This window comes from Streptomyces sp. WMMB303, from assembly GCF_029351045.1.
Taxonomy (GTDB): domain Bacteria; phylum Actinomycetota; class Actinomycetes; order Streptomycetales; family Streptomycetaceae; genus Streptomyces.
Window position 1 is genome coordinate 72394 of the sequence record NZ_JARKIN010000001.1, and the last position, 24049, is coordinate 96442.

A 24049-nucleotide genomic window follows, 5' to 3' on the forward strand; every position below is an offset into this window, starting at 1 on the left:
GGCAGGACTCGGGCATCTCAGGGGCCGGCCACGGGCCTGCAGCCATCCGAGGTGCGCCCGGCCCGAACGCCCCGGTCTCCGGCAGACCGGGGCGTTTCGGGAGTTCCGGCGGGTGCGTGTCCGTACTCGACGGCGGAGGACTCGCTCATGACCGTGCCGGGCGGTTGTCCGCGGTGGGCCTACTCCGTGCGCAAGGCGGCAGCCGTCCGCATCCGGGCCGCCCACCGGGCCGGCAACAGCGCCCCGAGGATGGCGATGGCCAGCCCACCCAGACACAAGAGCACCAGCTCCGGCGCCTGATACACGGCGAGCACCGTATCCGGCAGACGCAGCCCCGCGCTGTCGCCCATCGCGGGCAGCACCCAGCCGTGCAGGGCCACCCCCAGGGGCACCCCGAGGGCGCCGCCGGCCAGGCCGGTCACGACGACCGAGGTGAGGACCATGCCGGTGGTCTGGCGCGGAGTCATGCCGAGCGCATTGTGGATGCCCAGCTCGCGGACCCGCTCACGGGTGTCGAGGAGCACACCGCTCAGTACACCGAGCGCGGCGACCGCCACGAGCATCAGGGTCAGCAGCGCGGACAGGGAGTTGAGGGTGACGACCATCTCGCTTCCGCCCTCGGAGCCGCCCACGTCGGCGGTCAGACCCAACGGGCGCAGATCCTTGTTCAGAGCGTCCGTGTAACTGCTCGCGTCCGTACCGGACGTGACCGCGATGTGGTGGGCCGTGGGCGCGAGGCCCGGTTCGGCGGTCTTGAGCGTCGCGGCGTCCGTGAGCACCTGCATGCCGTCGTGGCGAGGGTCGAGGATCTCGCCCACGATCCGCACCGTGACGGGCGCCCGGCGGCCGTCGAGGGTGATGACGTCGCCCACCTGCCGTCCGGTCGCGGTGAGGAATCCGGTCGGTACGACGGCCTCCCCGGGCTTGTGGAGCCAGCGTCCGCCGACCATCGCGTACCCGGCCCACGAGGCATCACCGGTGAACGCGGTGACACGGGTCGAGCCGGACACACCGGCCACTGTCGCCGACGTGGTGGCCGTGCCGAAGTATGCCCGGGTGCCGGGCTGTTCCTCGATCACCTTGCTCGGATCGGCCTGCCGCGTCTCCGTACCCGGGAGAGGGGGGTGGCGGACGCCGATGGTGACATCCGCGGCGTCGTGGTCCCGGGCCGCCATCACCTCTCCGAGAGAGGAGCCCAGGCCCACCGTGAAGGTGACGGCGATGGCGCCGAACACGATCGCCGTGCCCATGGCCAGAGTGCGGGCGGGCCGGGCGAAGGGCCGCGTCAGGCCGAGCGCGACCGGACGGGGCACGGGCAGCCGTGCCGCCAGGCGTGCCGCCCGCCGGCCGCGGCCTGTTTGCTGGGCGCGGCCCGTGGCGAGCGCGTCGACGGTACGCAGTCGGCCCGCCCGCCAGGCGCCGGCGCACGCGGTCGCGGTCACCAGACCGAGCACCCCGGCGATCACGGCCGCGTCCACCCACGGCTCCACCCCCAGTCCGCTGGTGCCGTAGGCGTCTTCGGCGTCGGACAGGATCGGGACGGCAAGCAGATGGCCCGTCACCACGCCGAGCGCCGTGCCCATGAGCGTCGGCAGCAGGGCCTGGCCCAGGTAGGCGCGTACGACCTGGGCGGGAGTGAAACCGATCGCCTTGAGGATGCCGATCCGGCGGATGCCGGAGCCGACCGTGGTCGCGACGACATTGCCGACGATGAGCACCGACATGACCAGACCGAGCACCCCGAACGCCACCAGGAAGGGGACGTAGAGCGCGGTGTCCCGTTCGGCGTGCTTCTTCACGGTGAGCCACGACTGGGACCCGGCGACCGCCTTGGCGGGCAGTTGTGCGGTCACCGACTTGCGGCCGGCCGCGACCTGGTCGGCGGTGTCCGCCGCGGTGAAGCGGTACAGCATCTGGCGGCCGTTCGGCTGTCCGTGCGGGGTGAGGGCGGTGAGCTGGGCCGGGGTGACCCAGGCTTCGGCGGTGCCGGTCGCGGAGCGGGCCGTGCCGACCACCTCGAGGGCCGGACTGCCCGGCAGGTCGGGGAAGGTGACCTGCCGGCCGACGACCGAGGGGCTCCAGCCGCCGGTCGGCAGCACGATCTCGCCCCGGCCGGTGGCCCATCGGCCCGCGGTCAGGGCGAGGCGGTCGACGGTTCCGCCCGGCTCGGCTCGTCCGACCACTGTCATCGGCACCTCGGGGAAGCCGTCGGAGAAGCGCGGGGTGAGCGTAGCCGTAGGGAAAGGACCCGCCACGGCGCTCACCCCGGCGGCGTCGCCAGTGGCGCGCAGGTCGGCGTCGCCGGTGCCCGGCGCGTACTGCACGGACAGATGCGCACCGTCCTGCCGCGCGAAGGCTGCGTCGAACGGCCCGCTGGAGGCGGCAAGCAGCGATCCGGCGAGCACGGAAGAGGCCACGGCCATCAGCGCGGCGAGCGCGATCACCACGGTCTGCACGCGGCGCCGCCCCACCCCGGAGCGGACGACACGGCTCAGGGCGCCCGCGCGACCACGCGGCGACCCTCGGCGTCCGGCGCTCAACGGACCGCCTCCACACAGGAGTCGGCGGCTATCCTGCCGTCGGCGAGGTGGATCGTGCGGGTCGGGCACGCCTGGGCCAGGGCCACATCGTGGGTGACCAGGACCACGGTCTGGCCGTCGGCATGCAGAGCGCGCAGCAGCTCGCTGACGTCCTCGCCGGACGCCGAGTCCAGGGCCCCGGTCGGCTCGTCGGCCAGCAGGAGCGGCGGCCGGTTCATCAACGCCCGTGCCACCGCGACGCGCTGCTGCTCACCACCCGAGAGCCTGCCGGGATGGGCGCGGGCATGCCGGTCGATGCCCAGGCTCTCCAGGAGCTCCGCCGCCCGCCGGTACGCCGGGCCGCGCGCCATGCCGGCCAACTGGGCGGGCAGCACCACATTGTCGGTGACGGTCAGATCGTCGAGCAGATGGAAGAACTGGAACACCATCCCGATCTTTGCCCGCCGGAAGCGGGCCGCCGCCGCTTCACCGAGCCCGTCGACCCGTACGCCGTCCACGGTGACCGTCCCCGCGTCCGGCCGGTCCAGGCCCGCGATCAGATTGAGCAGTGTGGACTTGCCGCTGCCCGACGGCCCGAGAATCGCGACGGCCTCACCGGCCTGCACGGTCAGGGAGGCGCCCCGCAGGGCGGGCAGTCCCTCGGAAGCCGCGTCGTAGCGGCGGCTCACGTCGCGCAGTTCGACCACTGGCGTGGTGGGCATGGGGTTCTCCTCGAGTCGGTACGTTCCGCCCGGCTGGGCCCGACCGACGCTAGGAGCGAGGAGAGCCGCGCCGCGTCGGCAGCCGGACCCATGTCGGCGGAACGCGAGGACGACATCCCGGCGGGGTCCTCCTTGGGGAGTAGTCGTGCGGCGTACGCGAGTGATCTGCGGGAACGATGCGAGCGCAGGGCTGCTCGGCGAAAATGGCCCGATGAACACAGCGCCCGTGGCAGCCAGGCTGAGCGAAGGCATCGCCCTGCTACGGCGACCGACAGGTCCGCCGCCCTGCCCCGCCCGGCGCAACCTGGTCTTCGACGCGCTGCTCGCCCTGGCCGTCGGCGTCGTCGTACTCCACTGGGCCGTGCACAACGGCGCGGAACAGCTGCGCAACTCGCCCGACGGCATCGCCACACTCGTGCTCGGCTCGGAGATCGGCATCGAGATCACCGTGGTGGCGCTGACAGTTCTCGCCTGGGCGCCCTTGGTCCTCCGCCGTCGATACCCCCTGGCAGTGCTGTGGATCGTGACGGCCGCGGCAGTGATGACGCCGGCCGGCGCGCAGCGGATCACCTTCTACGCGATCGTCATCGCCGCCTACACGGCCGCCGTCTACAGCCCCTACCGGGCAGCTGCCCTGCTCAGCCTGCCGGTGACCGTGTTCACCATCGGCACGGACGAGCACACCCGCATCATGGGCGCGATGACCTCGCCGCCCATCGTCCCCACCCAGTACGTCCCGCTGCTCATCCTCATCCCGCTGATCTTCGCCGCCAACGGCATGCGCACCTGGAAGCTGCGTACCGCCGAAAGTCAGGACCGGGTGTCGGTTCTGGAACGCGAACGCGCCGAGGAGCTGCGCCGCGCCACCGAGCAGGAGCGAGCCCGCATCGCTCGCGAGCTGCACGACGTCGTCACGCACAACGTGAGCATGATGACCATCCAGGCGGGCGCCGCCCGCAAGGTCATGGACCTCGCCCCCGACGAGGCCCGCGAGGCCCTCCGCGCCGTCGAGGCGGCCGGCCGCTCGGCACTGACCGAATTGCGCCACACCATGGGCCTGCTCACCATGAACGACCCACCGGATCCCGACCAGCCGACCGCCCCCGACCTCACCCCACAGCCGGGCCTGGACCAGCTGGATTCCCTCGTCGACCGCATGCGCCACACCGGAGTGCCCGTCATCCTCACCACGTCCGGCACCCCGCGCGACATACCCTCCGGCATCGGACTGACCGCCTACCGCGTCGTCCAGGAAGCCCTGACCAACACCCTCAAGCACGCCCATGGAGCGCAGGCGAAGGTGAGCGTCGACTACGCCGACGACCACCTGAAGGTCGAGATCGCCGACACCGGCGGCGCCCCCTCCGCCACTGCGGCCACGGGCAACGGCCGCGGCCTGCTCGGCCTGCGCGAGCGCCTGTCCGTCTACGACGGCGCCCTGCACACCGGGCGCCGTCTGACCGGCGGCTACCGCGTCAGGGCCCACATCCCCCTGCCTCCCGTGGAGACCGTGTGAGTGCGCCTCTGCGTGTGGTGGTCGCCGACGACCAGGCGCTCGTACGCACCGGTTTCCGGTTGATCCTCATGGCCGACGGCATCGACGTGGTCGCCGAGGCCGCAGACGGCGAGGAAGCGGTCGAGACGGTGGCCCGCACCCGGCCCGACGTCGTCCTGATGGACATCCGCATGCCCGAGCTGGACGGCCTGGAGGCCACCCGCCACATCCTCACCGGCGCCCCCGACGAGCCCCGCGTGATCATGCTGACCACCTTCGACCTCGACGACCTGGTCTACGCCGCGCTCGCCGCCGGAGCCAGCGGCTTCCTGCTCAAGGACGTCACCCCTGAGCACCTGGTCGCCGCCGTCCGCTTGGTCCGCACCGGCGACGCCCTGCTCGCACCGGCCATCACCCGCCGTCTCGTCGAGCGCTACGCCCACACCGCCGCCGCACCCGCCCCCGACAGCCCCCGCACCGGGACCTGGAAGCGCTCACCCCACGCGAACTGGAAGTCCTGCGCCTGCTGGCCCAGGGCCTGAGCAACGCCGAACTCGCCGAGCGTCTCTTCCTGTCCGAGACGACCGTGAAGACCCATGTCGGCCGCATCCTCGCCAAGCTTCAGCTCCGTGACCGCGTCCAGGCCGTGGTCACGGCCTACGAAACCGGACTGGTCAGCCCCAAGACGGCCGGGTAGGGGCCTTGCCGAGGATCCGGCCTGCCCCGATGCGGGGCACGCGGGTCTTCTCGGACACCGTTTCGCACTGCGGCCAGTCGCCAACGCTGCCCCGCCGTCACCACGATCGACTCGGGCTTGCGGCCCTGTCCTCGTCCGCGAATCCTGGACCGGCCAACGCTGGGACACCCGGTCGGCTCGCCGACCAGCCGAAGCACGCCGCGAGCGGTCAGAGGGAGTCGCCGAGGGTGTCCGCGAGCCGCTGCCGTACCGCGCGGGAGGCCGGGAGCAGGGAGACGGCGACCGCGCCCGTCACCACCGCCGCCACCAGGAGGAGCAGCACCGCGGGCGGGGGGTGTTGGGCGATTCCGGCGCCGATGCCGCTGGAGCGGCCCTGCAGGTCGATCAGCCATCCCGACACGAGGACGCCGGCCGCTGTCCCGACCAGGGCGGCGGCCAGGGCGGTGAAGCTGGTTCCGGCCACGATCACGGCGATGATCTGCCGTGGTGTCAGTCCGATGGCTCTGAGGGCGAGCAGGTCCCGGCGCCGGTCGCGCACTCCCGCGGTGATCGTCGTCGACAGTTCGGCCAGGCCGATCAGTGCCAGCACGGTCACCAGTCCGCCCAGCACTCCGTGCACGGGCAGCAGTTCGCGCACCGGATTGGGGATCTCCCGCACGTCCACCCGGCCCTCGGCCTCCGACGCGAGTGCTGCGGCGACGGCGGCGGGGTCGGCGTCCTGGTCCAGGACGAGGTGGTAGAAGCCGGGGTGCGGAGCGGCGCCGCCCGCGCGCAGGGTGTCGAGGGTGGTGGAGATGACCCGGCCGTCCTCCTCGGGTTCGATACTGCGCCCGACGAGGTGCAGCACCTGCGGACGGCCGCCGACCGTCACCCGTACCCAGTCGCCGACGCGCACGTCCAGCAGGTCGAGCAGGCCCTGTCCGGCGACCGCCTCGTGGGACCTGTGCGGGGCGCGCCCGTCGGCGATGGTGAGCGGGTAGGGGTCCCGGTCCATGCCGAGGCCCCGTAGCGTGATCGTGCTGGTCTGGCCGGGTACCAGGGCCTTGGCCTCGGCTCCCGGGTAGGCGGCGGTCACCTCCGGCCGCTCGGCGCGCATCCGGGCCACGGCGGCATCGTCGAGGTTGTCGCCGCGCACGGTGAGCGCGGCGGGGATGCCCACTTTCTCCGGATGGTGCTCCAGCCGGTCGAGGGTGGTCCAGGCGCCCAGCACGATGGTGATCAGCAGCAGCGGCACCGCCAGCCGCGCGACGGCGGCGCAGGACCGCGCACGGGATTGGAAGGCGCCCCGCCAGCCGAGGACGAGCGCGGGTGGCAGCCGCAGTCCGAGGGCACGCCGTACGGTGCCTGGCATCCGGCGGACGGAGGGGTTGGCGGGCCGGGCGACCGGCACCGGCGGGACCCGGCCGACCCGCCAGGCGGCCAGTGCGGTCGTTCCGGTGATCAGGAGCAGCGCGCCGAGCGGGATCGCGAGCGGCACCCAGGCGTGTGCGGGAAGCGCCTGCCACAGCCGCATGGCTTCGCCGAGCCGTCCGGGCATCCGCGGCCCGAGGGCTTCGGTGAGCAGGGCGCCGCAGGCGACACCGAGCAGGCCGAGGGCTGCGTGTTCGACGAAGAAGGTGCGGATGAGCTGGCCGGGGGTGAAGCCGATGGCCTTGAGGATGGCGATGTCCCGCAGGTGTCCCCGGATGCTGGTGCTGATGGCTCCGGCGACGGCGAGCGAGGCGGCGAGCAGTGCGCTGAGGCCGAAGAGGCCGAGGAGCAGCCCCAGGAGCCGGCCGCCGCCCTCGGCTTCCTCCCGCGCCTGCTGCCAGGTGGAGACGGTGACGATGCGGTCGTCGCCGAGCTGGGTGACCGCGCGCTGGACGACGAAGTCGGTGTCCTCCGGGTCGTCGAGCCGCAGCCCGATGGTCTGCCCGAGCTCGTCGTCCTCGTCCTCGATGTGCGGCAGGGTGTTCGGCAGCACCCAGCCGATGCCGGGGGCGCGGCCCGGGCTGTAGCGCTCCTCGGCGGATTCCGCGACGCCGGTGACGCGCAGGGCGTGGGCGGTGCCGCGGGAGTCGTAGACGCGCAGCACGTCACCGGGTTCGGCCCACAGGGCCCGGGCGAGCGAGTTCTCCAGCACGATGCCCTCGGCCGGGTGCGCGGGGGTGCGCTCGGCGGGAGCCGCGCGTATCGCGTGCGCGCTGCGGGGCGCCGCCTGCGGGGGCCGGGCCCCGGCGTCCGGTGCGGCGCTCCGGGTCTGCGGTCCGGTGCCGGCCGCGTCGCTCTCCTTGAGCCAGCGGCCCTCGGTGATCAGGGGGCGGGCCACCTTCGGCGGTTCGGGGCCGGCGCCGCGGAGCTGGACCCTGGCCCTGGTGCCGCCGAGCTCTGCGACGGCGGACGCGGTCCGGAAGGCGCGGGAGGCGGACTCCACGCCTTCGAGTCCGGCCAGTGCGCCCGCGTCGGCCTCGGTCGTGGTCTGGATCCAGATGTGTGCGCCGTTGGATTCGGTGAACACCCGCTGCCAGGGGCTGGCGCCGTAAGCGAGGAAGGCGCCCGACAGCAGCAGCGACATGGTGACCCCGGCCGTGGCGAGGACGAGGAACAGTGCCTCGCCGCGGCGCGCCCGCAGATCGGCGCGCACCCAGCGCGCCATGGCCCGCACCGGGTCAGCCCTTCAACTTGAGCGTGCCGGACACGCCGCCCGCCGGCCGGTTGGTGGAAGATCCTCCGCCCAGCGCCGCGTCGTCGACGATCCGGCCGTCGAAGAGGCTGATCACCCGGTCCGCGGCGCTGGCCACGCGGGCGTCGTGGGTGACCAGCACGATGGTCTGGCCGCGCTCGTGGTAGCGGGACAGCAGCCGCAGCACCTCGCGAGTGCCTTTGCTGTCCAGGCTGCCGGCGGGTTCGTCGGCCAGCAGCAGGCTGGAGCGGTTGACCAGCGCGCGGGCGAGGGCGACACGCTGCTGCTCCCCGCCGGAGAGTTCGCCGGGGGTGCTGTTCTCCCTGCCTTCCAGGCCGAGGTCGTCGAGCAGTTCGGCGCGCTTGTCACGGGCCTGGCGCGGAGTGCTCCCGGCGAGCAGCGCGGGCAGCTCGACGTTGTCGGCCACGGTCAGGTGGGAGATGAGATTGAAGAACTGGAAGACGATGCCGATGCGGCGTCTGCGCAGCACGGCCCAGCGCGCCTCGCTGTAGGTGTCGACCCGCTCGCCCTCCAGCCAGATGCGTCCGCGGTCGGGCTTGTGCAGTCCGCCCAGCAGGTGGAGCAGGGTGGATTTGCCGGCCCCGGACGGGCCGGTGATCGCGACGAACTCGCCGCGCTCGATCCGCAGGTCCACGCCTCGTACGGCTTCGACGGGGGCGCCGGCCTCGGTGCGGTGCATCTTGACCAGGTCTTCGGCCAGCACCACCGGAGTGGCGGCGCCCGCCGGTATGCCTTCGCCGTCGGCGGCCCGCGCCCCCCGAACCTCGCGGCTCATTCCTGTTCCTCCAGCTGTTCCAGCTCCTCCTGGCAGCGCTCGAGCCAGTCGAGATCCGCCTGAAGGTGCAGCATCGCCCCTTCGATGAGCAGCTGCGCGACCCGGTTGTCCCGGTCCTCGGCCGCGGCGAGTCTGGACAGATCACGCATGGCGTTGAGGTAGTGGCGGCGCTGCTTGTTGATGAGGGTGACCTGGTCGGCCATCCCCGTGCCGGGGGCGGCGGCGAGCTTCATGAAGAACTCGTCCCGTACCCGGGGTTCCTCGGTCGGCTCGTCGAGCCACGCGGCCACCGCTTCCCGTCCCGCGTCCGTGAGCTGGTAGGTGCGCTTGTTCGGCCGGCTCGACTGTGCGATGTCCTCGCCTTCGATGAGTCCGGCCTTCTCAAGTCTGCCGAGGGTGACGTAGACCTGCCCGATGTTGGGCTGAGGGTACGCGGCGCCAAGGAGCTTCTCAAGAGCCTGCTTGAGTTCGTAGCCGTGGGCCGGGCCCCTGGCGAGCAGCGCCAGCAGGGTCAGACGCACGCTCGCCCTCCTCCCTGCTCGCCGTTACCTTCTCGTCAGCCGTCCGCTCCCTGATTGTGAGCCGGATCGCCCCCGTATCCGTCTGCGACGTCTAGTATCGCGCATGCCTAACAGGTATACAGTGGCGGACGCCGACGAGGGCAGGTCGGCGGCGGTGCGCCAGGGAGGAACCTATGCGGTGGAGGCGAGCCGCGGGTAGGGGGCTCCTGGCCGCGGTGCTGGTCCTCGCCGGGTACGCGGGGGCGGGTACCCGGGCCGGTGATCCGGCGGTCGGTGCCTCCGGGGCGGGCTCCGCGGCGGGTCGCGGGCCGCTGACGCTGGTGACGGGCGGGGATCTGACCGGCTATCTGCGCGGGGTCCTGGACGACTGGAACCGCGAGCACCCGGCCGAGAAGGTCACCCTGGTCGAGCTGCCGGAGGGCGCGGACGAGGTCCGCGCCCAGATGGCGACGAGCCTGCGGTCCGGCAGCGACCGGTACGACGTGCTCAACATCGACGTCGCCTGGACTTCCGAGTTCGCCGCCGCGGGCTGGATCGCCCCGCTCGACTCCGGCCGCTTCCCGCTCGAGCGCTTTCTGCCGCCCGTGGTGGACACCGCCACCTTCGGCGGGCGGCTGCACGCGCTGCCGTATGTGACGAACGCGGGCCTGCTCTACTACCGCAAGGACATCCTGGACCGGGAGGGCGAGGCGCCGCCGCGCACCTGGGCGGAGCTGGAGCGGCTCGCGAAGACGGTCGCGCCGAAGTACGGACTGGGCGGCTACGCGGGGCAGTTCCTCCCCTACGAGGGGCTGACGGTCAACGCGGTCGAGGCCGTCCGGTCGGCGGGCGGCTCCTTCCTCGCGGACGAGGGTGAGCGGGTCACGGTGGACTCTTCCGCCGCCCGGGTCGGTATCGGTTTCCTGGCCCGGGGCGTGCGGGAGGGGTGGATCCCGAAGGAGGCGCTCGCCTACAAGGAGGAGGAGTCCCGCCGTGCCTTCCAGGACGGAAAGCTGCTCTTCCTGCGCAACTGGCCGTATGTGCACAAGACGGCCGGCGCCGCCGACTCGAAGGTCGCGGGGAAGTTCGGGGTGGTGCCGCTGCCCGGGCCCGACGGGCCGGCGGCCGGGGTGCTGGGCGGCTCCAGCCTCGCCGTGAACGCGCACTCCCGGCACAAGGAGTCGGCCGCGGCGCTGCTGAGCTATCTGACCAGCGAAAAGATTCAGCGGCGGGTGCTGACGGAGGGGGCGCTGCCGCCGGTGTGGGCCGACCTCTACACCGATCCGGCGCTGGTGCGCCGGTATCCGTATCTGCCGACGCTCCGCAAGAGCGTGCTCGCGGCCCAGCCACGGCCCAAGAGCCCCCGGTACGAGCAGGTGAATCTGGCGGTGCAGGCCGTCGTGCACGACGCGATGGCGCAGCGGGTGACGCCGAAGCAGGCGGTGGCCCGGCTGGAGCGGGAACTCGAGGCGATCGTCCGCCGCGGCTGAACATCCGCACCGCAGCTCACTCTCTCCTCTCCTGGCTACTTACGCGTTCAGTAGCACCAGACCCAGGAATCGTGGGGCATACCTGGGCAATTTCCGCATGTTACCGCGGAGTTTTCCGTCAACTCATTGACACCTGTTCGACATGCCTACATAACATGCATGCATAACGTGCGATCAACGAGAACAGGCGCCACGCATGCACATAGCCACGGCCACCACGTCCCAGCACTGGTGGCGCGATGCGGTGATCTACCAGGTCTACGTCCGCAGCTTCCTCGACAGCACCGGGGACGGCATCGGAGACCTGGCCGGGGTCCGGGCCGGACTCCCGTACCTCAAGAAGCTGGGCGTGGACGGCGTCTGGCTCAGCCCTTTCTACCCCTCGCCGCACCACGACCACGGCTACGACGTCGCCGACTACCGCGACGTGGACCCGCTCTTCGGCGACCTGCGGGAGTTCGACCTCCTGGTGGCGGACGCCCACCGGCTCGGCGTGCGCATCGTGCTCGACATCGTCCCCAACCACTGCTCCAGCCGGCACCCGTGGTTCCGCGCGGCGCTCGCGGACCGCCCCGGCGGACCGGACCGCGCCCGCTTCCACTTCGCCGACGGACGCGGTCCGGAGGGGGCGCTGCCGCCCAACAACTGGCGCGCCATGTTCGGCGGCCCGGCCTGGTCCCGGGTGACCGAAGCGGACGGCCGACCCGGCCAGTGGTACCTGCACCTGTTCACCCCCGACCAGCCCGACCTCAACTGGCGCGACCCGCGGGTCGGCAGCGAGTTCACCGACGTGCTGCGCTTCTGGCTCGACCGCGGTGTCGACGGCTTCCGCATCGACGTCGCCGCGGGCCTCTTCAAGCACCCGGCACTCCCCGACTCCCCCGACCCCGAGGCCGACGAGCGCGCCCGCGACTCGGTCAACCCGCTGGCCTGGAACCAGCCCGAGGTGCACCAGGTGTGGCGCGACTGGCGGGCGGTGTGCGACGAGTACGCCGCCCGGGACGGGGCCGACCGGCTGCTGGTCGGCGAGGTGTCGGTGCCGACCGCCCGCGAGCACGCCGAGTACGTCCGCGCGGATGAACTGCACCAGGCGTTCTTCTTCGACCTGCTCAGCGCCGAGTGGGACGTGGACGCCTTCCGGAAGGCCATCTCCGAGGCGCTCACCGACATCGCGGGCACCGGCTCCACCGTCACCTGGGTGCTCAACAACCACGACCAGATCCGGACGGTCACCCGGTACGCCGGGGAGAGCACCACCGTCGGTCCCGCCCGCGCCCGGGCCGCCGCACTGCTGATGCTGGCGCTGCCCGGCGCCGCGTACATCTACCAGGGCGAGGAGCTGGGCCTGCCCGAGGTGGTCGACCTGCCCGACGAGGTGCTCACCGACCCCATCTACCTCAGGACCGGCAGCCGTCGGCACATCCGGGACGGCTGCCGGGTGCCGCTGCCGTGGTCCGGACACGCCTCGCCGTTCGGCTTCACCACCACCGACAGCACGGCCCGGCCCTGGCTGCCGCAGCCCGAGTGGTTCGCCGAGCACGCCACCGAGCGGGCGCTCGCCGACACCCGCTCCTTCTGGCACCTCTACCGCGACGGGCTGCAGCTGCGCCGCAGTCTGCCGCAGCTCGGCGAGGGAAACCTGCGCTGGCTGGAGACCGAACCCCAGGTCCTGGCCTTCGTACGCGGCGACGGCCTGGTCTGCGCGGTCAACTTCGGTCTCGACCCGGTGCCCGCGCCCGCCGCCGGAACTCCGCTGCTCGCCAGCGGGGACTGCCCACCGGGAATTCTTCCCGGCTCCACCACCGCCTGGTGGATCAGCGATCTGCCCGACCACTCCGCCCACTCCCCGAAGGGAAACACACCATGAGCAGCACCCGCACCAGACGACGGACAGCGACGGCCACCGCCGCGGCACTCGGCCTCGCCCTCACCGCGACCGCATGCGGTGGCAGCGACGGCAGCTCCGGCTCGGGCTCGCAGGAGCTGAAGGGCCAGACGGTCACGGTCGCCGGGGTGTGGACCGGCACCGAGCAGAAGAACTTCAAGAAGGTGCTGGACGCCTTCTCCGAGAAGACCGGCGCCACCACCAAGTTCATCTCCACCGGCGACAACGTCTCCACCGTCGTCGGCAGCAAGATCGAGGGCGGTAACGCGCCTGACGTGGTGATGGTGCCGCAGCCCGGCGTGCTCAAGCAGTTCGCCGGCAAGGGCTGGCTGCAGCCGCTGTCCGCCAAGGTCCGGGACACGGCCGAGAGCAACTTCGCACCGGTGTGGCAGGACTACGGCACCATCGGCGACAAGTACTACGGCCTCTACTTCAAGGCTTCCAACAAGTCGACGGTCTGGTACAGCCCCGACGCCCTCTCGCAGGCCGGAGTCCAGCCTCCGAAGAGCTGGGACGAGATGCTCAAGGCCGGGCGGACGGTCTCCGACTCCGGACTGCCCGCCTTCTCCGTCGCCGGCGAGGACGGCTGGACCCTCACCGACTGGTTCGAGAACATCTACCTCTCCCAGGCCGGACCCGAGAAGTACGACAAGCTCGCGGCGCACAAGATCGCCTGGACCGATCCGAGCGTGGTCAAGGCCCTGACCACCCTCTCCGAGCTGTTCAAGGACAAGAAGCTGGTCGCCGGCGGCGGCAAGGGCGCGCTGCGCACCACCTTCCCCGAGTCCGTCGAGCAGGTCTTCGGCGACGACCCCAAGGCCGGAATGGTCTACGAGGGCGACTTCGTGGGCGCCACCATCTCCGGGGACCTGAAGAAGAAGGTCGGCGAGGACGCGAAGTTCTTCCCCTTCCCCGCGGTGGCGGACGGGAAGCCGCCGGTGGTCGGCGGCGGTGACGCGGCCACGGTCCTCAAGTCCGGCAAGCACCGCAAGGCCGGGATGAAGCTCGTCGAGTTCCTCGCGACGCCCGAGGCCGCCGAGATCTGGGCCGGGGCCGGGGGCTTCCTCTCCCCCAACAAGAGCGTGAAGCCCGAGGCCTACCAGGACGACGTGACCCGCAAGACCGCCGACTCGCTGATCAAGGCAGGGAACTCGGTCCGCTTCGACATGTCCGACCAGGCACCGGCCGCCTTCGGCGGCACCGCCGGCACCGGCGAGTGGAAGCTGCTGCAGGACTTCCTGCGCGACCCGTCCGACCCCAAGGGGACGGCCCGCAAGCTCGAGGCCGCCGCGGCCAAGGCGTACAAGGACTGAGGCCCGGAATGCCAGCCACTCCTGTGCAGGCCCCCGACCGCCCGGCAGCGCAGCCGGGCGGGCCGGGGCCGGCCGCCGGCGAACCGAAGGACAGCCCGCGCCGCCGGGCCGCGCGCCGCCGACGCCTGGTCGCCCTGCTCTTCCTGCTCCCCGCGCTACTGCTGCTCGGGGCCCTCGTCGCATACCCGATCCTCTTCACGGCCGGACGCAGCCTCTTCGACGCCTCGGGCACGCGCTTCGTCGGCGTGGAGAACTACACGGAGATGTTCCGTGACCCGGCCACGCTCAAGGCGATACGCAACACCACCATCTGGGTCGTCATCGCGCCGCTTGTACTGACCGGGCTCGGCCTGATCCTCGCCGTGCTCACCGAGAAGATCCGCTGGGCCACCGCGTTCAAGCTGGTGCTGTTCATGCCGATGGCGATCTCCTTCCTCGCCGCGGGCATCATCTTCCGCGTCGTCTACGAGCAGGACCCCGACCGGGGTGTGCTCAACGCGGTCGCCGTCGGTGTGCACGACGCCTTCGAGGAGAGCGCCGGCTATCCGACCGCCCGCCCCAAGGACGCCACCGTGCTGGCCAAGGACAAGGGCGGCGCGTACACGACGAAGGACAAGGCGTCGCCGGGCAACACGGTCAACCTCGGCCTGGTCGGCGTCCCGCCCAAGGACCTGCCCAAGGACGCCGAGCCCGCACGCGCGGCGTCGAAGGCCACCGCCGGCGGCTCCGAGCTGCGCGGTGTGGTCTGGGTGGACTTCACCCTCGGCGGCGGCGGAAAGCCGGGACAGGTGGACCCGAAGGAGAAGGGCCTGCCGCAACTGGCGTTGGAGGCGGTCGACGCGGACGGAAAGGTCGTGGCCGAGACGACCACCGCGGCCGACGGCTCCTACCGCTTCCAGGGCCTCTCGGGCGGCGACTACGCCGTCCGGCTGCCCGCGAAGAACTTCGCCGAGCCCTACGGGGGCGTGGAGTGGCTCGGTCCCACTCTCATCACCCCGGCGATCATCGGCGCCTACCTGTGGATCTGGACAGGCTTCGCGCTGGTGCTGATCGGGGCGGGGCTCTCCGCCATGCCGCGGGACGTGATCGAGGCCGCCAAGATCGACGGCGCGAACGAGTGGCAGATCTTCCGCAGGATCACCGTGCCGCTGCTGGCCCCCGTGCTCGGGGTGGTCTTCGTGACGCAGGTGATCAATGTGATGAAGGTCTTCGACCTCGTCTACATCATCGCCCCCGGTCCTGTGCAGCAGGACGCCAACGTCCTGGCGCTGCAGATGTGGCTGGTCTCCTTCGGCGGCGGCAACAATCAGGGCCTGGGAAGCGCGCTCGGCGTCCTGCTGCTGCTTCTGGTGGTGCCCGCCATGATCCTCAACATCCGACGCTTCCGCAGGAGCAATTCATGACCGCCCTCCCCACCTCGGCTCCCACCAGGCCCGGGCGGGCGCGGCCGGTGACCTGGCTGCTGCGGCAACTGAGCCGCGGCCTGGTGCAGTTCCTCCTCGTGGTCATCGGACTGCTGTGGCTCACGCCGGCCTTCGGGCTCTTCATCGGCTCCCTGCGGCCGGACGAGGACAATGCGGCCAGCGGCTGGTGGAACGCTCTGACCGACCCCGGCAGCCTGTCCTTCGAGGGCTACAGCGCGCTGCTGGAGAACTCCGGCATCGTCGACTCCTTCTGGAACACCGTCATGATCTCGGTGCCCGCCACGGTCACCGTCGTGGTGGTCGCGGCCCTGGCCGGATACGCCTTCGCCTGGCTGGAGTTCCCCGGCCGGGACGCGATCTTCCTGGTCGTGGTGGGCATGCTCGTGGTGCCCGTCCAGGTCGGTCTGCTGCCGGTGGCCAAGATGTTCGGCGCGGTGGGGCTCTTCGGCACGATCCCGGGCGTGGTCCTCTTCCACGTCGCCTACGGGCTGCCGTTCGCCGTCTTCCTGCTGCGGAACTACTTCGCCGAGATCCCCCGCGAGATGCTGGAGGCCGCCCGGATGGACGGCGGCAGCGAGTGGCGGATCTTCATCCGGCTGGTGCTTCCACTGGGGCGCCCGGCGATCGCGTCCCTGGCGATCTTCCAGTTCCTGTGGGTGTGGAACGACATGCTGGTGTCGCTGATCTTCGCCGACAGCTCGTCCCAGCCGCTGACGGTGGCCCTGCAGTCGGAGATGCGGCAGTTCGGCAGCAACATCGGCGTGCTGGCGCCCGGCGCCTTCCTGTCCCTCGTCGTGCCGGTGGCGGTCTTCTTCGCCTTCCAACGGCACTTCGTCCAGGGGGTCATGGCGGGCTCGGTGAAGTGACCGGCAGCTGAGCTGAACCGGATCGGCCGGCCGGAGCGTGCCCGGGCCGACCGACCGGTTGCCGTCTCCTCGCAGCCCGGCCAGTGCCCGCCACTGGTCGGGCCGGACTTCTTTGCGGGGCCGCGGAGCGCCCCCGCATGGCGCACGCAGGACCCGGAACTATTCGTTTGCCCCCGCACTGTCCGCTCGGATAGGAAGCTCGTGTGCTGAGAGGACGAACGATCGGGCTCAGGGCCCGGCACGAGGAAGACATCCCGGTGCTGCGGACCGAGCTCTACGACGACGTGGTCAACGCCGCGCGGGCGGAGGGCGGGCCCTGGCGGCCGCTCACGCCCGGCACCAAGGACCCGCGGCTCGTGGTGGACGACACCGCGCAGGGATGGGTCCAGTTCTCCGTGGTGGAACTGGAGGGCGGCACGCTCATCGGCACCGCGACGCTGTGGGGCATCGACAGCCACCACCGGTCCGCGCATATCGGCCTGGGGCTGCTGCCGACCGCGCGCGGCAAGGGCTACGGCACCGACGTGGTCGCGACGCTGTGCCACTACGGCTTCGTCGTGCGCGGCCTGCGGCGGCTGCAGGTCGAGACGCTGTCGGACAACACCGCGATGCTGCGCTCCGCCGAGCGCAACGGCTTCGTCCGCGAGGGCGTGCTGCGCTCCTCGGCCTGGGTGCTGGGCGAGTTCCTGGACGAGGTGGTGCTCGGGCTCCTTGTCGAGGACTGGAAAGCGGAACCGGAGAGCCGGTAGGCCGACCGGGGTCCTCACCGACTGGTGGGGGCGCAGGATCGGGACTGCTCCGCGGTGCGGCGGCCCGGTCCGCCCGGGCCGCCGGAACCGCGATCGTCTGTCAACGGCCCTGGAGCGCACTGACGTTGTCGCCGAAGGTCCAGTTCTTCGAACCGTCCCAGTTCAGGGACCAGGTCATCAGGCCCTTGAGCCGGCCGTCGTAGTGGTTCCACGCCTGGGCGACCTTGGAGGGCGCCAGGTGGCCGCCGCCCGCGCCGGGCTGGGCGGGGAGGCCGGGGACCTGCTTGTCGTAGGGCACGCGGATCGTGGTGCCCTGGATCACCAGGCCCTTGTCGAGGCAGTCGGTCTGCGCCGTGAAGCCCTGGACGGTGCCCGCGGAGTAGGAGTCACCGCTGCAGCCGTACATGCTGCCGTTGTAGTACTGCATGTTCAGCCACCACAGCCGGCCGTTGTCGGCGTACTTCTTGACGATCGGGAGGTAGGCGCCCCAGATCGAGCCGTACACGACGCTGCCGCCGGTGACATACGCCGTCTCGGGCGCCATCGTCAGGCCGAACTGCGGCGGCATCCGGTCCAGGACGCCGTCGATGATGTGGACGAGATTGGCCTGCGAGGTCGAGAGCCGGCTGATGTCGCCGCTGCCGGTGAGACCGGTTTCGATGTCGATGTCGATGCCGTCGAAGTTGTACTCCTTCAGGATCGGCACGATGGTCTCCACGAACCGGTCGGCGACGGCGCGCGAGCTGAGGTCGATGCCCGCCGTGGCGCCGCCGATGGACATCAGCAGCGTCTGGCCCTGCTCCTTGGCCCGGCACATCTCGGCCGGGGTGGCGACCTTGACGGTGGAGTCCATGCCGTCCTCCCACAGCACGGTGCCGTCCGAACGGATGACGGGGAAGGCCGCGTTGAGGACGTTGTAGCCGTGGGAGCGGATCCGGGAGTCGGTGATGGGCGTCCAGCCGAAGGGCGGATGGACGCCGTTGGCGGCGCCGTCCCAGTTCTCCCAGTAGCCCTGGAGGACCTTCCCGGACGGCTTGCCCTGCACCGGGCAGGTCTCGGCGGCCCGGCCGTCCGGTGCTGCGGGGTGCGGGCGTTCGGCCGCGTGCGGGGCCGCGGCGGTGAGGAGCTGGACGACACAGGCGACCACCACGCCGATACCGAGCAGGTACCGGGGGCGTCGTCTGCGCGCGGGCGCTGGATGCATGGCGTGTTCCCTCCGCCTGGTGTGGGGTTGCCCAAAGAGTTCTGCGGTCCAGACCATTCGTCAATAGGTCTGGACCACAAGTGCGAACCGATTTCCGCTCCCGCCGGAGAACCGTTCGCCGCTCATCTGCATCGAACACACCAGGCGCTGACCCGGCCCGCGGGCAGCGGATGCGGACAGAGCAGGCGAAATGGCGGTGGACGTGCGGAACGGGACGGCGGACGACGGGCGAACGGCGAGCCGTGGCCAGGAGCCAGGAGACGGCGTGGGACACGCGCCGCGACGCGGCGTGCCGCGGACGGCGTGCGCCGTCCTGTACGGCGACGGACGCCGGCTGTTCGGCCTGGCGGCGCGGGCGGCCGGACTGGCAGCGCTGGGCGGCCTGCTGGTCACGGCCCTCGGCTTCCTGGTCGCCTGGCCCGCGTTCACCGAGATGCGCCGGGGAGCGATCGCGGCCCGGCGCATGGAGGACTCCTACGGTCCGTCCGGGCTCCTGGTCCAGGACCTGTGGCTGATCGCCCTGGCCGGACTGCCGTTCCTGGTGCTGCTGCTGCACCTGGGCTGCGCGTCCGTGCAGACCGCCGCCACCCGGGCGGTGGCCGACCGGGAGGACCACCTCCCCGCTGAAGGCGCCTCCGGACCCGCCGGCTCCCCCGCCACCACCTCCGCGCCCCCGGCCGGCGGCCGGGGGCGCGGACGCTTCGGCGCGGCACTGGGGGCGTATCTGCTGCGCGCAGCGGTCGTGTGGGCACCGCTGGTGGCCGGAATCCTGGTGTCCGAGTACTTCACCACCACCCTGTTCAGGGAGTACACCGCGATCGTCCCCAAGTGGGAATACCCCACCCGGTTCGCACTGCTGCATGACGGCGCACCCCTGCTGGGCCTGGCGATCACGCTGGTACTCCGGCTCGGCTGGGCCCTGGCCCCGGCGGCCGCGGCGGCGGAGCACCTGGGCCCACTGGGCGCACTGCGCCGGTCCTGGACGCTGGTGTGGGGCGGGGCCACCGCCTGGCTGCGCACCCTGGCGGCCGCGCTGCCGCTGGGAGCGCTCACCGTCGGCGCGTACTTCCTGCTGCACGCCGCCGCCCGGCCACTGCGCTCGGGGGCTTCCTCTCTCTTCCTGGCGTGGGGCACGGACAACACCTACACCGCCTACTGCGTCGGGATCCTCGCTCCGATCGCTGCCGCACTGCTGCTGTCCGGCGCGCTGACCCTGCCCCCGGCCCATGTCGTCCTGGCCGTGCTCCGCCACCGGCTCGCCGGGGCGCGGGAGCGGCGGGCGCCGGGTGACGCGGTCACCGCCGCCGGCCGTGCGTGACGCCGAGGCCCGCTGGGCCGGCACCGGACATGCCGGAGGCCGCGCGCCGTCCGCCCGACCCCCTCCTGCGGATGCGGAATGCGCACCTGAATGGTTGTCTGAGGCTTATGTCCGATGCGCGGGTGCAGCCGAGTGGAGACCAGGCACCCGACGCGGTGGACCCGCACCGGTGGTGGGCCCTGATCGTCATCGGGATCGCCCAGCTCATGGTCGTGCTCGACGCGACGATCGTGAACGTCGCACTGCCTTCCGCACAGCGCGAGCTGCACATGTCGGACAACAACCGCCAGTGGGTCATCACGGCCTACACGCTCGCCTTCGGCGGGCTCCTCCTGCTCGGCGGACGGGTGGCCGATCTGGTGGGCCGCAAGCGCACCTTCGTCATCGGGCTGATCGGTTTCGCCGTCGCGTCGGGACTCGGCGGCGCAGCGGGCAGCTCCGGAATGCTCTTCGGCGCCCGCGCGCTGCAGGGCGTCTTCGCCGCGCTGCTGGCCCCCTCCGCGCTCTCGCTGCTGTCGACGACGTTCACCGACCCGCGGGAGAGGAGCAGGGCGTTCGGAGTGTACGGCGCCATCGCCGGCGCCGGGGCCGCCATCGGGCTGCTGATGGGGGGAGTCCTGACCGAGTACCTGGACTGGCGCTGGTGTCTGTACGTCAACATCCTGTTCGCCGGGGTCGCGGTGCTGGGCGCCCTGACGCTGCTGCACGACCGTCCCGGGCACGCGGAGGCACGGCTCGACCTCCCCGGTGCGGTGCTGGGCTGCGGGGGTCTGCTCGCGCTCGTCTACGGAGTCAGCGAGGCCGAACCCCGCGGCTGGGGCAGCGCGATGGTGCTGGGGTTGCTGGGCGGCAGCGCGCTGCTGCTGGCCGCCTTCGTGCTGTGGCAGAGCCGGGCGCGCACCCCGCTGCTGCCGCTGCACATCGTCAAGGAACGCAACCGTGCGGGCAGCTTTCTCACCATGGGCATGGCCACCTTGGGGATGTTCGGGGTGTTCCTGTTCCTGACCTACTACATGCAGGGCATCCTCGGCTACTCGCCGCTGCGCACCGGGCTGGCCTACCTGCCGATCAGCGGGGCGATCATCCTCGGCTCCACCCAGATCTCGGCCCGACTGCTGCCGCTGGTCCCGCCTCGGCTGCTCATGGCTCCGGGCATGCTGCTGGCGGCGGCGGGCATGGCCGTACTGACCCAGCTGGACACCGACTCCTCGTATGTCAGCCATCTGCTCCCCGCCGAACTGCTCCTGGGCCTGGGACTGGGCTGCACGTTCATGCCGGTCATCTCCACGGCGACGCAGGGCGTGGCCGCCTACGACTCCGGGGTCACCTCGGCCACCGTGAACACCGCGCAGCAGGTGGGCGGGTCCATCGGCACCGCGCTGCTCAACACCGTGGCGACCAGCGTCACCGACCACTACGTCCGCGACCACCTGCACGATCCGCGGATGCGCCGGACGGTGGTCCGGGAGGGAGTGGTGCACGGTTTCACCACCGCGACCTGGGTGGCGGTGGGCGTGATGCTGCTCGGCGCGGTGCTCGCCGCGGTACTCGTGAACATGAGGCCCATCAGGTCCGAGCCCGCCGCGCCGGCAGCGCCCGGCCCGGCCGCGGGGAGCTGAGCGCTCGCACGGCCGGGACGGGCGCCTGCGCCCCGGGAGCAGGCGGAGATGCGGTGGGGGACGACCAGGGTCGAACGGCGTGGCCGGGCCTGCCGGTTCAGTCGCCGCGCCGCGCTGCCCAGACGGTGCGTACGGTGCGCACCGCGAGGTCGTGACGGCGCGCGATGCTGTCCGGGCCGCCGGTGTCCAGCAGCCGGTCGAGCGCGGCGAGGTCCTCGGCCGGGAGCGCGTCGGCGAGGCTGCCGCGCATGCGGCGCAGGCTGCTCAGCGCGTAGGCGGCGACGGCCTCGTCGCGGGAGCCGGCGATGTTCACCTCAAGGGTGCGCTGCCCGTCCAGGGAGAACCCGGCGGCGGTCAGCCGCGGCCCCCAGTCGGCGCCGCGGTGGGGCAGGTGCGCGGCGTGGTACCGGTCGTTCGCCGCGTGGCAGCGCTCTTCCAGGCCGGGCCGGTCCTCGGGCGCGTCGGGCGGCAGGAAGCGGGGAAAGCCCGCCGGTTCGACCACGGCGAACAGCCCGCCGGGCGGCAGGGCGTCGTGGATCCGGCGCAGTGCGCGCTCGGGGTGGGCCATGTGGTGCATCGAGGCGGAGGCCCACACCAGGTCCGGAGTCCCCAGATCGGGCCAGTCGGCGTCGTCCAGGTCGGCGCGCACCGGGTGCACACGCTCCGTCACACCCTGGGCGCGGGCCTTCTCCCGGAGGCGTCGCAGGTGCTCGGAGGAGGAGTCGACGGCCGTGACGTGGGCGTCGGGGAAGCGGTCGAGGAGGGCGAAGGTGCCGGCTCCGGTGCCGCAGCCGAGGTCCGCGATCCGGCGCGGGGGCGCGGCCGGCGCTTGGACGGGCAGCCAGGCGGTGATGGTCGCGAGGTGTTCGGCGAGGACCTCCGCGTCCAGGTCGAGAAGCTCGGCCTGGTCGTGGTCCTGGGGCTGATGGGCGTCGGAGGCGCCCTGACGGGGCGCGGACGCGTGGGTGTGCGGCATACGGCCACGCTAGGACGGCCATGCAGATACGACGCGAAGTCTTTCCGAATGTGCAAGGCGATGACCTCGAGAGCTGCCGGACGCGCAAGGCCGCCGCGCCCGGCCGGCGTTATGCGTCGCGCTCACCCCTCTCCCGCTGGTGGCCCCGGCGGGCGTCCCGGTCGAAGATTCCCAGGACCTCGCAGGGGCCGCCGTCCGCTCCGATGGCGTGCGGCAGCATGGTGGGGAACTCCGCGGCCTGGTTGGTCTCGACCCGCAGGCGGCGGTCTCCCAGCAGCAGGACCGCGGTACCGGAGAGCACGACCAGCCATTCACGTCCGGGGTGCGCGCGCATCCGTGCGGGGTTGCCGGGAGGCGGCTCGGTCATCCGCTGGCGCACGACGGTCACGCCCGGGTCGCTCTTGAGCGGCCACTGCAGCATCCCGTGCGCGCCGTCGACGATCGGGCTGGTGACGACGTCGTCGGAGGCGGTCTCCACCAACTGGTCCAGGGTGGTGTCCAGGGCTCGGGCGAGGGTGACGAGGGTGTCCAGGGCCAGCCGTCGACGGCCGTTCTCGATGCGGCTGAGCGTGGACTGACTCAGCCGGGCGCGGGTGGCCAGTTCCTCCAGGGACCAGCCCTGCGCCACCCGCATCGCCCGGATGCGTTTGCGTACCAAGCTGTCCAGCGCGCCATTGTCTTGCGTCATGGGCAAAATGCTATGCCATGCATGCAACGCCTGGTTAGCGTCGTGCACAGCGGGCCCGGAGCGGTCGGGCCCCGACCCTGAAGGAGGGCACGCGCCATGCCTGGAACGACTGCCGGGGGCGGCCCGCTCCCGGGAGAGACCGTCGACACAGTGGTGATCGGCGGCGGCGCCGCGGGACTGAACGGTGCCCTGATGCTCGCCCGCTCCCGCCGCTCGGTCGTCGTGATCGACAGCGGCACCCCCCGCAACGCCCCTGCCGAGGGAGTGCACGGCCTGCTCGGCCTGGACGGCGTGCCGCCCGCCGAGCTCTCGGCACGGGGCCGGGAGGAGGTGCGCCGCTACGGCGGCGTGCTGGCGCCCGGCGAGGTGTCCCGCGCCGAACCGGCCGAGCCGTCCGCCGCGGGCGACCCGCGCTTCACCGTCACCCTGGCCGACGGCCGCACGCTGACGGCACGCCGGCTGCTGGTGGCCACCGGGCTGCGGGACGTGCTGCCCGACGTCCCCGGCCTCGCGGAGCACTGGGGACGGAGCGTGGTGCACTGCCCGTACTGCCACGGCTGGGAGGTGCGCGACGAACCGGTCGGCGTCCTCGCCACCGGTCCGGCCTCCCTCCACCACGCGCTGCTCTTCCGCCAGCTGACCGCAGACCTGGCCTACTTCACCCGTGGCACCGGGCTGGACCCGGACACCCGCGCGCGGTTCGACGCCCGCGGCATCCGGGTCGTCGACAGCCCGGTCGAGCAGGTCGTGCCGGACGGCGACGGCGGCATCGCCGGGGTGCGGCTGGCGGACGGCCAGGTGGTGGCCCGCCGGGTGCTCGCGGTCGCGACCTCGATGCGCGCCCGCACCGAGGGCCTGACCGGTCTGGGCCTGCCGATGGAGGACCTGCCCGAGGGGATGGGCCGCCGGTTCACCGCGGACGCGGCCGGAAGCACCGCAGTGCCCGGAGTGTGGGTGGCGGGCAACGCCGCCGATCCGACCGCCCAGGTGGGTGCCTCCGCCGCGGCGGGCGCGCTGGCGGGCGCCCGCATCAACGCCGACCTGGCGACCGCCGACACGGAGGCCGCCCTCGCAGCGGCCGGGACGGGCACCGCCGCGGCCTGACGGCGCGCGCGGCGGCGCCGAC

18 protein-coding genes and 1 pseudogene are annotated in these 24049 nt (G+C 72.2%); 11 read left to right on the forward strand and 8 right to left on the reverse strand.

Annotated features, from left to right (window positions below):
- Positions 1 to 179: 179 nt before the first annotated feature.
- Both P2424_RS00375 and P2424_RS00380 read right to left on the reverse strand, forming a co-directional pair.
- Positions 180 to 2456: an FtsX-like permease family protein gene (locus tag P2424_RS00375; protein ID WP_276473794.1), complete on the reverse strand. Its 2277-nt coding sequence runs from the start codon at positions 2454 to 2456 to the stop codon at positions 180 to 182.
- Between the two features lie 80 nt (positions 2457 to 2536).
- Positions 2537 to 3241, reverse strand: coding sequence for an ABC transporter ATP-binding protein (locus P2424_RS00380; protein ID WP_276473795.1), 705 nt, complete (start codon positions 3239 to 3241; stop codon positions 2537 to 2539).
- 211 nt (positions 3242 to 3452) lie between these two features.
- Between P2424_RS00380 and P2424_RS00385 the strand changes: the two genes are divergently transcribed.
- The gene (locus tag P2424_RS00385; protein ID WP_276473796.1) at positions 3453 to 4757 is read left to right on the forward strand and encodes a histidine kinase; all 1305 of its coding nucleotides are present in this window, start codon (positions 3453 to 3455) and stop codon (positions 4755 to 4757) included.
- Positions 4754 to 5433, forward strand: a pseudogene (locus P2424_RS00390) (response regulator transcription factor). Before P2424_RS00385 ends, P2424_RS00390 begins: the two are co-directional and overlap by 4 nt.
- Positions 5434 to 5641: 208 nt before the next feature.
- Here P2424_RS00390 and P2424_RS00395 read toward each other — a convergent pair.
- From P2424_RS00395 to P2424_RS00405, 3 genes are read right to left on the reverse strand one after another with little or no spacing between them, the layout of a single operon-like run.
- Positions 5642 to 8068 (reverse strand): FtsX-like permease family protein, encoded by a 2427-nt coding sequence (locus tag P2424_RS00395; protein ID WP_276473797.1) that lies wholly within the window; start codon positions 8066 to 8068, stop codon positions 5642 to 5644.
- Positions 8069 to 8081: 13 nt separating this feature from the next.
- Positions 8082 to 8891 (reverse strand): ABC transporter ATP-binding protein, encoded by an 810-nt coding sequence (locus P2424_RS00400; RefSeq protein ID WP_276473798.1) that lies wholly within the window; start codon positions 8889 to 8891, stop codon positions 8082 to 8084.
- On the reverse strand, positions 8888 to 9412 hold the full coding sequence (locus P2424_RS00405) for a PadR family transcriptional regulator (RefSeq protein WP_019359665.1): 525 nt from the start codon (positions 9410 to 9412) through the stop codon (positions 8888 to 8890). The genes P2424_RS00400 and P2424_RS00405 overlap by 4 nt, the downstream gene beginning before the upstream one ends.
- 173 nt (positions 9413 to 9585) lie before the next feature.
- On the opposite strand from P2424_RS00405, the gene P2424_RS00410 reads away from it, so the two are divergent.
- The 6 genes from P2424_RS00410 (at position 9586) to P2424_RS00435 (ending at position 17118) form a co-directional block, all read left to right on the forward strand.
- Positions 9586 to 10881, forward strand: coding sequence for an ABC transporter substrate-binding protein (locus tag P2424_RS00410; protein WP_276473799.1), 1296 nt, complete (start codon positions 9586 to 9588; stop codon positions 10879 to 10881).
- 196 nt (positions 10882 to 11077) lie between these two features.
- Positions 11078 to 12748: a glycoside hydrolase family 13 protein gene (locus P2424_RS00415; protein WP_276473800.1), complete on the forward strand. Its 1671-nt coding sequence runs from the start codon at positions 11078 to 11080 to the stop codon at positions 12746 to 12748.
- Positions 12745 to 14079 carry an ABC transporter substrate-binding protein gene (locus P2424_RS00420; protein ID WP_276473801.1) on the forward strand — a complete coding sequence of 445 codons (1335 nt, stop codon included), beginning with the start codon at positions 12745 to 12747 and terminating at the stop codon, positions 14077 to 14079. Before P2424_RS00415 ends, P2424_RS00420 begins: the two co-directional genes overlap by 4 nt.
- An 8-nt stretch (positions 14080 to 14087) precedes the next feature.
- Positions 14088 to 15482, forward strand: a complete 1395-nt coding sequence (locus tag P2424_RS00425) for an ABC transporter permease subunit (protein WP_276473802.1) — start codon at positions 14088 to 14090, stop codon at positions 15480 to 15482.
- Positions 15479 to 16369 (forward strand): carbohydrate ABC transporter permease, encoded by an 891-nt coding sequence (locus tag P2424_RS00430; protein ID WP_276473803.1) that lies wholly within the window; start codon positions 15479 to 15481, stop codon positions 16367 to 16369. The genes P2424_RS00425 and P2424_RS00430 overlap by 4 nt, the downstream gene beginning before the upstream one ends.
- 203 nt (positions 16370 to 16572) lie before the next feature.
- Positions 16573 to 17118, forward strand: a complete 546-nt coding sequence (locus P2424_RS00435; protein ID WP_276473804.1) for a GNAT family protein — start codon at positions 16573 to 16575, stop codon at positions 17116 to 17118.
- Positions 17119 to 17218: 100 nt separating this feature from the next.
- Here P2424_RS00435 and P2424_RS00440 read toward each other — a convergent pair whose 3' ends face one another.
- Complete coding sequence (locus tag P2424_RS00440; protein WP_276473805.1) at positions 17219 to 18322, reverse strand: chitinase; 1104 nt, start codon at positions 18320 to 18322, stop codon at positions 17219 to 17221.
- Positions 18323 to 18587: 265 nt separating this feature from the next.
- Between P2424_RS00440 and P2424_RS00445 the strand changes: the two genes are divergently transcribed.
- On the forward strand, positions 18588 to 19640 hold the full coding sequence (locus tag P2424_RS00445) for a hypothetical protein (RefSeq protein WP_276473806.1): 1053 nt from the start codon (positions 18588 to 18590) through the stop codon (positions 19638 to 19640).
- 107 nt (positions 19641 to 19747) lie between these two features.
- The gene (locus tag P2424_RS00450; protein WP_276473807.1) at positions 19748 to 21259 is read left to right on the forward strand and encodes an MFS transporter; all 1512 of its coding nucleotides are present in this window, start codon (positions 19748 to 19750) and stop codon (positions 21257 to 21259) included.
- 97 nt (positions 21260 to 21356) lie between these two features.
- Here P2424_RS00450 and P2424_RS00455 read toward each other — a convergent pair whose 3' ends face one another.
- On the reverse strand, positions 21357 to 22235 hold the full coding sequence (locus tag P2424_RS00455) for a class I SAM-dependent methyltransferase (protein WP_276473808.1): 879 nt from the start codon (positions 22233 to 22235) through the stop codon (positions 21357 to 21359).
- A gap of 109 nt (positions 22236 to 22344) precedes the next feature.
- Positions 22345 to 22923 (reverse strand): helix-turn-helix transcriptional regulator, encoded by a 579-nt coding sequence (locus P2424_RS00460; protein ID WP_276473809.1) that lies wholly within the window; start codon positions 22921 to 22923, stop codon positions 22345 to 22347.
- A 96-nt stretch (positions 22924 to 23019) separates the two neighbouring features.
- On the opposite strand from P2424_RS00460, the gene P2424_RS00465 reads away from it, so the two are divergent.
- Positions 23020 to 24027: an NAD(P)/FAD-dependent oxidoreductase gene (locus P2424_RS00465; RefSeq protein WP_276473810.1), complete on the forward strand. Its 1008-nt coding sequence runs from the start codon at positions 23020 to 23022 to the stop codon at positions 24025 to 24027.
- Positions 24028 to 24049: the final 22 nt, after the last annotated feature.

Bases quoted from the DNA above. Each gene is read 5' to 3' on its own strand.
- P2424_RS00415 (WP_276473800.1), top strand. From the start codon at position 11,078: ATGCACATAGCCACGGCCACCACGTCCCAGCACTGGTGGCGCGATGCG.
- P2424_RS00440 (WP_276473805.1), bottom strand. From the start codon at position 18,322: ATGCATCCAGCGCCCGCGCGCAGACGACGCCCCCGGTACCTGCTCGGT.
- P2424_RS00420 (WP_276473801.1), top strand. From the start codon at position 12,745: ATGAGCAGCACCCGCACCAGACGACGGACAGCGACGGCCACCGCCGCG.
- P2424_RS00430 (WP_276473803.1), top strand. From the start codon at position 15,479: ATGACCGCCCTCCCCACCTCGGCTCCCACCAGGCCCGGGCGGGCGCGG.
- P2424_RS00460 (WP_276473809.1), bottom strand. From the start codon at position 22,923: ATGACGCAAGACAATGGCGCGCTGGACAGCTTGGTACGCAAACGCATC.
- P2424_RS00385 (WP_276473796.1), top strand. From the start codon at position 3,453: ATGAACACAGCGCCCGTGGCAGCCAGGCTGAGCGAAGGCATCGCCCTG.
- P2424_RS00455 (WP_276473808.1), bottom strand. From the start codon at position 22,235: ATGCCGCACACCCACGCGTCCGCGCCCCGTCAGGGCGCCTCCGACGCC.
- P2424_RS00465 (WP_276473810.1), top strand. From the start codon at position 23,020: ATGCCTGGAACGACTGCCGGGGGCGGCCCGCTCCCGGGAGAGACCGTC.
- P2424_RS00395 (WP_276473797.1), bottom strand. From the start codon at position 8,068: ATGGCGCGCTGGGTGCGCGCCGATCTGCGGGCGCGCCGCGGCGAGGCA.
- P2424_RS00410 (WP_276473799.1), top strand. From the start codon at position 9,586: ATGCGGTGGAGGCGAGCCGCGGGTAGGGGGCTCCTGGCCGCGGTGCTG.
- P2424_RS00425 (WP_276473802.1), top strand. From the start codon at position 14,088: ATGCCAGCCACTCCTGTGCAGGCCCCCGACCGCCCGGCAGCGCAGCCG.
- P2424_RS00380 (WP_276473795.1), bottom strand. From the start codon at position 3,241: ATGCCCACCACGCCAGTGGTCGAACTGCGCGACGTGAGCCGCCGCTAC.
- P2424_RS00400 (WP_276473798.1), bottom strand. From the start codon at position 8,891: ATGAGCCGCGAGGTTCGGGGGGCGCGGGCCGCCGACGGCGAAGGCATA.
- P2424_RS00450 (WP_276473807.1), top strand. From the start codon at position 19,748: ATGTCCGATGCGCGGGTGCAGCCGAGTGGAGACCAGGCACCCGACGCG.